The following is an 11,976-nucleotide window of genomic DNA, read 5'->3' as shown; positions in this document are numbered from 1 at the left end:
CGGTTCTGTTGCTTCCGGTTGTCTTCCGAATGCAGCGGCGGACCCGTGGCCGGACTTTTGAATCAGACGAGAAGCAGGTCCCTCGCTTCGCTCGGGAAGACGTCGCTTTCGTTGTCGGTGTCGTCAGGGTTCGCCTGAGCGGAGGCCTGCGATCGCGATCGATCGAGCGGCCCAGGCGCCGTCACCGCGCCGCGCGAGGCCGAGCCGACGGCGCGTGCGTACTTGGCGAGCACGCCCGTGGTGACACGCGGGGCCATGCGCGCGACCGGGCGCGTGGCGAGGTTGGCGTCGACATCGATGCGGCGTTGCGCGACGTCGATGCGTACGGTGTCGCCTTCGCGCAGCTTGGCGATCGGGCCGCCGCGCGCGGCTTCCGGCGCGATGTGGCCGACCATGAAGCCGTGCGTCGCGCCGCTGAAGCGGCCGTCGGTGATCAGGGCGACGTCGTTGCCCAGCCCTTGACCGACGAGTGCGGCAGTCACGGCGAGCATCTCGCGCATGCCGGGGCCGCCCGCGGGACCTTCGAAGCGGATCACGACCACGTCGCCGGCGTTGATCCGGCGTGCCTGCACCGCGGCGAACGCGGCTTCTTCCGAATCGAACACGCGTGCCGGGCCTGCGAAGTGTTCGCGGCCGTGGCCGGCGAGCTTGAGGATGCAGCCCTCGGGCGCGAGGTCGCCGTACAGGATCGAATAGCCGCCGCGCGGCTTGAGCGGCGCGGCGACCGGACGCACCACGTCCTGTGTGCCAGCCACCGGAACGTCGTCGAGTTCTGCGAAGAAGCTGCGACCGGTGACCGTCGGAATGTCCTCGATCAAGCCGGCCGCGCGCAGCTCGCGCGCCACCAGCGCGGTACCGCCGTACGCGAACATCTCTGCGGCGGTGTAGCGGCCGCCGGGTTTGAGGTCGGCGATGACCGGCGTGCGCGCCGCGGCCTCGAATTCCTCCAGGTCGAAGGCGACACCGGCTTCGTGCGCGATCGCGAGCAGGTGCAGCGCGGCGTTGGTGGAACCGGCGGTGGCCGAGACCGCGCGCGCCGCGTTGCGCAACGCGACGGGGGAGAGGATGTCGCGCGGTCCCGGGCCGCCAAAGCGCAAGCGTTGCATCACCATCTCGCCGCAGGCGCGCGCGGCCGCGGGCTTGTCGGCATGGACGGCGGGGATGTCGTTGAGTTGCAGCGGTGACAGGCCGAGGAAGGTCAGCACCATCGCCATGGTGTTGGCGGTGAACTGGCCGCCGCAGGCGCCGGCGCCGGGGCAGGCGTGGGATTCGATGCGGTGCAGTTCGCGGTCGTCGATCTTGCCGGCGGCGTGTGCGCCGACGGCTTCGAACACGTCCTGCACGGTCAGCGCGCGGTCTTCTTCGGTGCCTTGCCTCGCAGCACGCTTCGGGCAATGCCCCGGCATGATCGTGCCGCCGTACAGGATCACGGTCGGGATGTTCAGGCGCGCCGCCGCCATCGCCGCGGCGGGAATGGTCTTGTCGCAGCCGACCAGCATCACCACCGCATCGAGGCAGTGGCCGTTGACCGCCAGTTCGATCGAATCGGCGATGGTCTCGCGCGACACCAGCGAGGCACGCATGCCCTCGCTGCCCATGGCGATGCCGTCGGTCACGGCAATGGTGTTGAACTCGATCGGCGTGCCGCCGCCGTCGATCACGCCTGCACGCACGTGCTGGGCGAGATCGCGCAGCGTGAGGTTGCACGGCGACACGTCCGACCAGGTGTGCACGACCGCGACCAGCGGCCTGGCGATGGCGGCATCGTCGAGTCCGGTGGCGCGCAGCATCGCGCGTGCCGGTGCACGGGCGGGGCCTTGCTTGATGGCGTTGCTTCTCACGGTCTGAACGTTCCTGCGAATGCTTCGTGGGAAATTCAGGTCGTAGAAAACAAAAACCCCGCGCCTTCTCAGGCGCGGGGTCTGTGGTTCTAGACCTGGGTTTGCTGGCGTTCTAGTTACGCAAACCCGTACTCCGCGCTGGTTGAGCCGGTAATAAGTACGAGTACGGTAATAAGCGCGACGGTCGCGACGGTAATAAGCGCGGCGCGCAGCACCGCGCCCTGGCCTTGCGGCTTGGCGATGGCGACCTGCGAGTGGTTGTTGCGCTGCGTCATGGGGCTAGAGGATCACGGGCTTCGCACCCGTGTCAACCGCAACGAAGCGATTCATCGCAAAAATTCATAAGCACGCAACGCGATTCCGTTGCGCATGAAACCAACGCGCGGGCGCGGCCGTCGCCGCGGGCTCATTGCTTGCGGAAGTAACCGTTCGAGTATTCGTTCGCGTACAGCACCGACACCTGCTCGGGTTTGTCGGCGAAGAACTCGTCGGTGGCGCGCTTCACCCCGGGCGAGGCATAGGTGCTGCGGATGCCCTCGCGCGCGTACACCTCCGGGTCGTAGTACACGCCGAACATCGCGATGGCGCCGGGCGACATGCGCGCGTAGATGTGCGGCAGCACCAGCTTGGTGGAGGAATACAGGTCGCAGTCGATCATCGCGAAGCTGATGCGGTCGGGCAGCTGCGCGGGCACGGTCTCATCGAACCAGCCCACGTGGATCGTCGGCCGCGCGGCGAGCCCGGCGCGCACGAAGGTCTCCTCGAACCGTTCCAGCGGCGCGACCATGTCGCCCTTGTGGTAGATGCCGTCGCTGGCGTCGGCGTCGGCGGGCTCGGGCAGCCCGCTGAAACTGTCGTAGACGTGGAAGCGCTTGTCGCGCGCGCCGCCTGCGGACAGCACGGACTGGATCACCACCGACGATTCGCCGGTGGCGCAGCCCAGTTCGACCAGGTCGCCGGGAACCCCGTAGGCGCAGGTCTGGCTCGCCAGGTGGAACACGTTCATGTGCGACTCGACGTTGCCGTAGCCCCAGCGGTAAGGCGGGTCCGACACGCGCATGCGCGTGCCCAGGCGCGCGAGCAGTTCGTTGGCGATCCGGTGGCGGCGGCCCGGGGGGCGGCCCAGGCGGGCAACGACGATGTCATCCATAGCTGATACTGCCGACGGGGCGGGGGACCCCCTGTGGACAAGCAGGGTAGCGGCCGGACCCTGTGGTCTAATACCACCCGAAGCGGGGGTACCGGCACGTGGCCGGTTGAGAGCAGACCCTTTGAACCTGGGCGTGCTCAGCAGAGCAGGTTGAGACCGCCGTAGGGAAGCTTCGCCGGACCCGCGCGGTCCGTCGCCGCCGCTTCGTCGCCGCCACGCCGCGATGCTCCGCCCGCTGCCACAGCGTCCAACGCGCCGCAGCGCCGGAGATTTCGCCGCCGCGGTCGCCCACGCCACGAACCGGACGAAAAAGATGAACGCGGTCCCCTCCCAGCTCCTCCAGCAGGCCGAACAGCTGTCGGCCGACGTCACCCGCCCGATCCCCGGCTCGCGCAAGATCCATGTCGAAGGCTCGCGCCCCGACATCCGCGTGCCGATGCGCGAGGTCGCGCTGACCAAGACGCCGACCATGTTCGGGGGCGAGGACAACGCGCCGTTCGCGATCTACGACTGCTCCGGCCCGTACACCGATCCGGACGCGCGCATCGACCTGGCGTCGGGACTGGCGCCGCTGCGCGCGCAGTGGATCGCCGAGCGCGGCGACACCGAACTGCTGCAGGGGCTGTCGTCCGAATTCGGCCGCGCCCGCGAGCACGATTCCAAGCTGGACGCGGTGCGCTTCGCTTCGCGCCCGATGCCGCGCCGTGCGCTGGCCGGTGCCAACGTCTCGCAGATGCACTACGCGAAGCAGGGCATCGTCACCCCGGAGATGGAATACATCGCGATCCGCGAGAACCAGCGCATCGAGGCGATCCGCGAAGCCCACCTGCTGCGCCAGCACGCGGGCGAAACCTTCGGCGCCAACATCCAGAAGCTGATCACGCCCGAGTTCGTGCGCGATGAAGTGGCGCGCGGTCGCGCCATCATCCCGAACAACATCAACCACCCGGAAAGCGAGCCGATGATCATCGGCCGCAACTTCCTCACCAAGGTCAACGCGAATATCGGTAACTCGGCCGTGAGTTCCGGGATCGCCGAGGAAGTCGAGAAGCTGGTGTGGGCGATCCGCTGGGGCGCCGACACGGTAATGGACCTGTCGACCGGCAAGCACATCCACGAAACCCGCGAGTGGATCATCCGCAACTCGCCGGTGCCGATCGGCACGGTGCCGATCTACCAGGCGCTGGAGAAGGTCGACGGTCGCGCCGAAGAACTCACCTGGGACATCTTCCGCGACACGCTGATCGAGCAGGCCGAGCAGGGCGTCGACTACTTCACCATCCATGCCGGCGTGCTGCTGCGCTACGTGCCACTGACCGCCAAGCGCGTCACCGGCATCGTCTCGCGCGGCGGTTCGATCCTGGCGAAGTGGTGCCTGGCGCACCACAAGGAGAATTTCCTCTACACGCACTTCGAGGAAATCTGCGAAATCATGAAGGCCTACGACGTGGCCTTCTCGCTCGGCGATGGGCTGCGTCCGGGCTCGATCGCCGATGCCAACGATGCCGCGCAGTTCGGCGAACTCGAAACGCTGGGTGAGCTGACCCGGATCGCCTGGAAGCACGACGTCCAGACCATGATCGAAGGCCCCGGTCACGTGCCGATGCAGCTGATCAAGGAAAACATGGACAAGCAACTGCGCGAGTGCGGCGAGGCGCCGTTCTACACGCTCGGCCCGCTGACCACCGACATCGCGCCGGGCTACGACCACATCACTTCCGCAATCGGCGCAGCGATGATCGGCTGGTACGGCACCGCGATGCTCTGCTACGTCACGCCGAAGGAGCACCTCGGCCTGCCGAACAAGCACGACGTGCGCGAAGGCCTGATGGCGTACAAGATCGCCGCCCACGCGGCGGACCTGGCCAAGGGTCATCCGGGCGCACAGGCACGCGACAACGCGCTGTCGAAGGCGCGCTTCGAGTTCCGCTGGGAGGACCAGTTCAACCTCGGCCTCGATCCGGAACGCGCCCGCGAGTACCACGACGAAACGTTGCCGAAGGACGCGCACAAGGTCGCGCACTTCTGCTCGATGTGCGGTCCGCACTTCTGCTCGATGAAGATCACCCAGGACGTGCGCGACTACGCCGCCGAACACGGCGTCGACGCAACCGCCGCGCTGGAAGAGGGCATGGCGGAGAAGTCGAAGGAATTCCTCGCCCAGGGCGCCGAGGTGTACCGCAAGGCCTGAGCGGCATTCCGCAGGCAAAAAAATGCGCCGGAGGACCGATCCGGCGCAAAAAGTATTGCTGGGGGAGAAATGACTGCCGGGTGTCCCGGCGTCGGGTCGATACCCGTGCGCGTAGCGGCCGGGTAACCGGTGAACCTTAGAATGTGATGCGAGTCGAAGCCTGTCCGGCATCGGCAACCCCGTTTGCCGGATCGGTCGGTTCTGTTGACCGCACTGGCACCCAGCTTCGCGCCTCCGCATCATTCCGGGATTCATGTCGATCTCTTCGCCGCCTCCGCCATCGCTGCTGTCCGCCCGACTGCGCGTTGGCGAGTGCACGGTGGACATGTCCCTGCGCGAGATCCATGCGCCGGGCGCGCGCCGCGCGCGCCGGGTGACGCCCAAGGCGATCGGCGTGCTGGCGGCGCTGATCGAACACGGTGGGCGGGTGGTGAGCCGCGAGGCGCTGCTGGCGCAGGTCTGGGCCGGCACGATGCCGACCGACGACGTGGTGACCCAGGCGATCACCCAGCTGCGCAAGGGCTTCGACGACGAGCGCGGCAACCCGCACTACATCGAGACCATCGCGAAATACGGTTACCGGCTGCTGGCATCGGTCGAATCGCTGGACGACGCGGGCGCGATGCCCGATGCCGCCGCGCATCCGCTCGAGGGCGCGGTCGCCACGGAGCCTGCCCGCGCGCGCTACGCGCCCGCCCCGGTGGACATCCGCGGCGACTGGCGCGGGATCCTGGCCGCGGTCGTGGCGGTGGGGCTGCTGTTCGGGCTGGTCCTGCTGTGGTCGTTCCGGCGCGACGAACCAGTGGCCTCGCGGCACGCCGCGGCCGCCTCGGCGCGCCCCGCCGCGACCGCCAGCTACCGGCTCATCACCTCGGTGCCGGGGATCGAAAGCAGCCCGAGCCTGTCGCCGGATGCCGCGCTGGTGGCCTATGTCGCCACGCCGACGGGCGGGCGCGGCAGCGCGATCATGCTGCAGACCACCGACCCGAGCACGCCGCGCCAGCTCAGCCATCCCGAGGGCGACGCCTGGGACAGCGCGCCGGCGTGGTCGCCGAACGGGCGCGAGATCGCGTTCCTGCGCGTGGAGCCCGGCCGCGCATGCAGGGTCATGGTGCTGCCGTCCAACGGCGGCACCGAGCGCAGCGTGGGCGAGTGCGACCCGCGCAACCCGCCCAGTTTCGACTGGACCTTCGACGGCCGCGGGCTGGTGTTCGGCAGTCGCGGCACCCCCACCGGCGGCGTCGGCCTGCGCCTGCTCGACCTGGCCAGCGGTGAATGGCGGCTGCTGGATTACGGCGCGACCGCCGCCGACGTCGACTTCGCGCCGCACTATTCGCCGGACGGGCGCTGGATCGTGTTCGTGCGCAACACGCCGGTCGGCGACCTCTACCGCATCCCCAGCACCGGCGGCACCGCGCAACGCCTGACCCGCCTGCACGCCGACATCCGCGGCTGGGACTGGATGCCGGACGGCCGCAGCATCGTGCTGAGCCGCTGGAGCGGCAGCGAGAGCCGGTTGCTGCAGGTCGACCTCGATTCCGGGCTGACCCAGGACATGGGCATCCCCGACGCGATCGAGCCGACGATCGCCGCGCGCGTCCCGGCGATGGCGTTCTCCGAGTCGCGCAGCTTCTTCGGCATCCACCACGTGGCGCTGGACGGCAAGGGCGGCATCGACCGGATGTATCCCTCATCCGGCCGCGACCGCCTGCCGGTGATCGCGCCCGACGCGCGGCAGATGGTGTTCACCTCCGACCGCTCCGGCGAGTTCGGCCTGTGGTGGGCGCAGCTCGACCGCCCGGAATCCCTGCGCCTGGTCAACGGCCTGCGTCCGGAATCCTGGCACCCGCCGGACTGGTCGCAGGACAGCCGGCGCCTGCTGGTGGTCGGCGATGGCGAGACCGGGTTCGGCCTGTACGAGGTCACCCCGGCCAGCGGCCAGGTCGTGCGCCTGCCGAGCCCGATGTCGGACGTGGTCCAGGCGCTGTACCTGCCCGGCGACGACGCCCGCGTACTGGTGGTGGCCGGAGGCGAGGAGGGGCGGCTGCAACTGCAGTTGTTCAACCGGCGCACGCGGCCGTGGCAGCGCCTGGCGGTGATCCCCGACGTGGCGGTCGCGCGCGTCGACGGCGCCGGCCGGCGCGTGCTGTTCACCCGCCCGGGGCGCCCCGGCCTGTGGGCGGCCGACCTGGCCCTGTCGCCGGCCAGCGTCCGCCAGATCGACCCGCAGGTGCCGGAGGTCGCGCGCTACCGGGCCTGGGCCGTGGCGAGCGATGGCCGCATCTACTACTTCGAACGCCAGCCCGGCTGCGCCTCGGCGCTGCGCCGGCTGGGCGACCCGAAAACCCTGCTCTGCGTCGACCGCAACCGCCGCAACGGCCCCAGCGGCTTCAGCCTGGCCCCGCGCAACGATGCGATCTACGTCACGCTTTCGCTGTGGGACGGTGGCGACATCGGCTTCATGCCGTTGGCCATGGCCCCGGAGCCGGTCGGCTCGCAGTGACGTAACTATCTGGCCGGAAAGGGAAAGTTCCCTTCGGAAATCCTTCGGAAGGGGTTTCGGCCAGATTTCGCACAACCCTCCGCCAATTTTCCTGATGCCGGCGTGGTCATCAGGCAAATCCACCAGCCAGTTCTGGCACAAAGAGGTGGAGCGGTGGAAGCGACGCAGTGGGCAGACCGTGGGCAGATCCTGCAGCCCGAGATGGCCGATCCGGCCCAGGCCGGTTGTATCGGCGTGGCCCGGCTGGGCAGCGTGCAGCTGGAGAACGGCGGCTTCTCGATCTGGGTGCAGGTCCGCGGCAGTTCCTGGGTGGAGGCCCGTGAAGGCCGCTTCCAGCTGCAGCGCGGCGAGTGGATCGCGCTCGAGCGCGACTCGCGCCCCCTGGTCCAGAGCGACCGCCACGGCCTGTGCATCGGTCTCAGCCTGGGCAGCGACATCCTGCGCACCCTGGGCCGGCTCTCCGACGGCACCCTGTACGCCGGCCGCGGCAGCCTGAGCCGGCACGACCTCCGCGTCGCCCTGCGCCTGTGGCGCGACACCGCCGGGCGCATGCCGGCCACCGACCTCGGCCAGCTGCGTCCGCTGCTGCTGCACCTGGTCGGCGTGCAGCGCGAACTGGCCGCGCGCGTGCCGCGCTGCCCGGGCCGCTCGCGCACCCGCAAGCGCCAGGTGTTCGGCCGCCTGCAGCGCGCGCGCCTGTACCTGGAGGGCAACAGCGACCGCATCGTGCGCATCAGCGAGCTCGCCGAACTCACCAGCTTCTCCAGCTGGTATTTCTCCAAGACCTTCCTGTCGCTGTACGACGAGAGCCCGCAGGCTGCCGCCGCGCGCCTGCGCATCGAACGTGCCGCCGAGCTGCTGGACTCGACCTCGATGATGATCGGCGAAGTCGCCGCGGCCTGCGGCTTCGACAACTGCTGCAGTTTCGCGCGGGCGTTCCGCGCGCGCTTCGGCGTCTCCGCGTCGCGTTACCGCCAGGGCATGCGGGCGCTGCCGGAAGCGGCGAACACGCCCATCGCGCCGCGTCGCGGCGGGTTGCGCACCGGCACCTAAGCCGTTTCGAAAAGAGCCCACGCAAAGGGCGCGCGCGGATTCCGCGTGCGCCCTTTTTGTTTGCGCGCGCGCCACGGCGACGCGATCTCCGCGTACGTCGCAGTACTGCATCGCCGCCTGATCCGGCAAACACACCCGTCGCGCGCCGCAAAGCGTCACCGCACGACGGCACGTAAGTTGCCGGGGCGTTCTTAACGCGCCGCTAACGCGCAACAAACGATCGCAACACCTAGAACGATCATCCGGAGAGAGAACAGATGACCCATCGCCACACCGCGATGCAGCGCGGCCTCCTGCCCGTCAGCATCGCGCTCGCCCTGGCACCGGCCTTCGCCGTCGCCCAGGACGCAGCACCGGCCGCCGAAGCCACCACCCTCGACAAGATCGAAGTGACCGGCTCGCGCATCCGCCAGGTCGACATCGAGACCGCAGCGCCCGTGCTGCAGATCAACCGCCAGGACATCGAGAACCAGGGCTTCCAGTCCGTCGCCGACATCCTGCAGAACATCACCGCCGCGGGTTCGCCGGCGATCAGCCGCACCTCGCCGCTGTCGTCGGGTGAAGCCGTCGGTGGCCAGTACATCGACCTGCGCAACCTCGGTGCCAACCGCACCCTGATCCTGGTCAACGGCAAGCGCCTGGGCATCACCAACGACGGCCTGCAGGACATCGCGTCGATCCCGGCCTCGATGGTCGAGCGCATCGAAGTCCTGAAGGACGGCGCGTCCACCGTGTACGGCTCCGACGCCATCGCCGGCGTGATCAACATCATCACCCGCAAGAACTTCGAAGGCGCCGAAGCCAACGCCTACCTGGGCCAGTACGACCAGGGCGACGGCACCCGCCAGGTCTATGACTTCGTCATGGGCTTCACCGGCGACAAGGGCTCGCTGACCGCCGGCGTCGAATACTCGAAGGAAGATCCGGTCTGGGCAAAGGACCGCTGGTTCTCGATCGCCCGCTTCCCGACCGGCGACAAGACCCCGGCGCGTCCGGGCGGCCTGTCCGGCACCACGCAGTGGGGCCGTTTCCGCTACGACACCGGCACGGTCGACGCCAACGGCAACCCCGTGTTCGCCACCCGCGTGTTCAACCGCACCGTGGAAGGCCTGGATCCGCGCGACTTCGCCAGCTTCCGTGCCCAGAACGGCACCGATACCTCGAACCCGGCTGAAGTCTCGACCGTGTACAGCGGCATCGAGCGCAAGTCGCTGTTCCTGAGCGGCCACTACGACATCACCGACCGCATCGGTTTCGACGCCGACGTGATGTTCACCGACCGCGATTCGTTCGCGCAGAACGCCGGCTATCCGTTCAACAGCGCCAACTTCGACCTGTCCTCGGGCGGCCTGTCGGAAGACAGCTACTTCAACCCGCTGGGCAACCAAGCCATCAACCGCCCGGCCGGCGTGCCGGTGCAGGCGCTCCAGTACGTGCGTCGTGGCTGGGAAGTGCCGCGTGAAGTGCAGAACAGCCTGACCACGTACCGCTTCAGCGGCGCGTTCACCGGCTCGTTCGATTTCGCCGACCGTACCTTCGACTGGGATGCGGGCTACCTCTACAACCAGAACAAGGGCGTGCAGGTCAGCACCGGCAACCTGAACACCCAGGCCGTCGGCCTGGCGACCGGTGCCTCGTTCCTCAACAGCGACGGCGTCGTGCAGTGCGGCACGCCGGACAACCCGATCCCGCTGGGCTTCGGTCCGGGCGCGTGCACCCCGTGGAACCCGCTGGTCCCGTACGGCTACGACTCGCAGAACAGCCTGGGCGACCCGAATGTGCAGGCTTTCCTGTACCTGCCGGGCCAGGCGCTGTCGGAAACCAAGACCGACGTGTTCTACGCCAACCTGACCGGCACGCTGTTCGCGCTGCCGGCCGGCGACATGGGCTTCGCGGTCGGCGTCGAACATCGCAAGGAATCGGGCAGCTTCTCGCCTGACGCGCTGGCACAGACGGGCATCTCCACCGATCTGGCGGCGGGCCCGACCAGCGGCGGCTACTCGCTCGACGAAGTCTATGCCGAGCTCCAGGTGCCGATCCTGTCCGACCTGCCGTTCGCCAAGGAGCTCAGCGTGAGCCTGGCGACGCGATACTCCGACTACGACACCTTCGGCGACACGGTCAACAGCAAGTTCGGCTTCACCTGGAAGCCGCTCGACCAGCTGCTGGTCCGTGGCACCTGGTCGGAAGGCTTCCGCGCCCCGACCGTGGCCGACCTGTACGGCGGCAGCTCGCAGAGCTTCGAGTTCTACACCGACCCGTGCGACACCGAGTTCGGTGCAGCGGCCGGCAGCGCGGCGTGCTTGGCCGACGTTCCGGTCGACTTCCGCCAGGATGCCAATGATCCGGACGGCCTGGCCGACGGCCCGGGCACCCAGTCGACGCTTCCGTTCGTCTCCGGTTCCAACCCGGACCTGAGCCCGGAAACCTCGGAGTCCAAGACCCTCGGCCTGGTGTGGAGCCCGACGTTCGCGCAGGGCCTGAACATGTCGCTGGACTGGTGGTCGATCCGCATCGAGAGCACGATCGTCGGCGACGATCCGACCACGATCCTGGACGACTGCTACATCCGCGGCATCAGCTCGCGCTGCGACGCGCTCGGCTCGGACGCGTTCACGCGTGACCCGGTCACCGGCCGCATCACCTCGTTCAACTACGCGACCCGCAATGCCGGCTTCCAGGAAACCGAAGGCTTCGACTTCGACCTGACCTACAAGTTCGACACCGCATACGGTCGCTTCGACCTGGCGTGGCTGAGCACCTATGTCAGCAAGAACGAACTGAAGACCGACGACCTGGAAGGCGCCCCGCAGCAGCTCAACGGCTTCGGCGGCAACTTCCGCGTGCGTTCGAACGCCAACCTGACCTGGTCGAAGGGTCCGTGGGCCGCCACCTGGGGCACGCGCTACTACTCGGGCACGAAGGAAGAGTGCTTCTTCGACGAGCGTTGCTCGCTGCCGAACTACTCGGCCCCGGACACCGGCGGCACGATCGTTCCGATGAACGAGCTGGGTTCGAACACGTTCCACGACGTCCAGGTCCGCTGGACCGCGCCGTGGAATGCGTCGATCGCCGTTGGCGCCAACAACGTGTTCGAGCACTATGCCGCTCCGGCGTACAGCCAGCCGAACTCCGGCTACTCGTACTACGGCGGCTTCGACATCGGCCGCTTCATCTACGCCAAGTACCAGCAGCGCTTCTGATCCATCCGGATCCGCTGTGCAACACCGCTACGGCC

General features: G+C 68.5%; 7 protein-coding genes. 4 read left to right on the top strand and 3 right to left on the bottom strand.

Annotated elements, in window-relative coordinates:
* Positions 1-62: 62 nt before the first annotated feature.
* The 3 genes from ilvD to H8B22_RS04810 form a co-directional block, all read right to left on the bottom strand.
* Positions 63-1,841 (bottom strand): dihydroxy-acid dehydratase, encoded by a 1,779-nt coding sequence (gene ilvD, locus H8B22_RS04820; RefSeq protein WP_187712972.1) that lies wholly within the window; start codon positions 1,839-1,841, stop codon positions 63-65.
* Between the two features lie 116 nt (positions 1,842-1,957).
* Positions 1,958-2,116, bottom strand: a complete 159-nt coding sequence (locus H8B22_RS04815) for a hypothetical protein (protein WP_187712971.1) — start codon at positions 2,114-2,116, stop codon at positions 1,958-1,960.
* A gap of 131 nt (positions 2,117-2,247) precedes the next feature.
* Positions 2,248-2,991 carry a TylF/MycF/NovP-related O-methyltransferase gene (locus H8B22_RS04810; RefSeq protein ID WP_187712970.1) on the bottom strand — a complete coding sequence of 248 codons (744 nt, stop codon included), beginning with the start codon at positions 2,989-2,991 and terminating at the stop codon, positions 2,248-2,250.
* Between the two features lie 313 nt (positions 2,992-3,304).
* Here H8B22_RS04810 and thiC point away from each other — a divergent pair, with 313 nt between their 5' ends.
* The 4 genes from thiC (at position 3,305) to H8B22_RS04790 (ending at position 11,941) form a co-directional block, all read left to right on the top strand.
* Positions 3,305-5,182, top strand: coding sequence for a phosphomethylpyrimidine synthase ThiC (gene thiC, locus H8B22_RS04805; RefSeq protein WP_187712969.1), 1,878 nt, complete (start codon positions 3,305-3,307; stop codon positions 5,180-5,182).
* 253 nt (positions 5,183-5,435) lie between these two features.
* Positions 5,436-7,685, top strand: a complete 2,250-nt coding sequence (locus H8B22_RS04800) for a winged helix-turn-helix domain-containing protein (protein WP_187712968.1) — start codon at positions 5,436-5,438, stop codon at positions 7,683-7,685.
* 201 nt (positions 7,686-7,886) lie between these two features.
* Entirely contained in the window at positions 7,887-8,738 is an 852-nt protein-coding gene (locus H8B22_RS04795) for a helix-turn-helix domain-containing protein (protein WP_187713531.1), read from the top strand.
* A gap of 278 nt (positions 8,739-9,016) precedes the next feature.
* On the top strand, positions 9,017-11,941 hold the full coding sequence (locus H8B22_RS04790; RefSeq protein ID WP_187713530.1) for a TonB-dependent receptor domain-containing protein: 2,925 nt from the start codon (positions 9,017-9,019) through the stop codon (positions 11,939-11,941).
* Positions 11,942-11,976: the final 35 nt, after the last annotated feature.

It is taken from the genome of Lysobacter terrestris (assembly GCF_014489475.1).
GTDB lineage: Bacteria > Pseudomonadota > Gammaproteobacteria > Xanthomonadales > Xanthomonadaceae > Agrilutibacter > Agrilutibacter terrestris.
This window is presented reverse-complemented; position numbering and strand designations above follow the sequence as displayed.

What these genes read in the sequence shown, in the direction of transcription:
- H8B22_RS04815 (WP_187712971.1), bottom strand. Translation starts at nt 2,116, where the DNA reads ATGACGCAGCGCAACAACCACTCGCAGGTCGCCATCGCCAAGCCGCAA.
- H8B22_RS04810 (WP_187712970.1), bottom strand. Translation starts at nt 2,991, where the DNA reads ATGGATGACATCGTCGTTGCCCGCCTGGGCCGCCCCCCGGGCCGCCGC.
- thiC (WP_187712969.1), top strand. Translation starts at nt 3,305, where the DNA reads ATGAACGCGGTCCCCTCCCAGCTCCTCCAGCAGGCCGAACAGCTGTCG.
- H8B22_RS04800 (WP_187712968.1), top strand. Translation starts at nt 5,436, where the DNA reads ATGTCGATCTCTTCGCCGCCTCCGCCATCGCTGCTGTCCGCCCGACTG.
- H8B22_RS04795 (WP_187713531.1), top strand. Translation starts at nt 7,887, where the DNA reads ATGGCCGATCCGGCCCAGGCCGGTTGTATCGGCGTGGCCCGGCTGGGC.
- H8B22_RS04790 (WP_187713530.1), top strand. Translation starts at nt 9,017, where the DNA reads ATGCAGCGCGGCCTCCTGCCCGTCAGCATCGCGCTCGCCCTGGCACCG.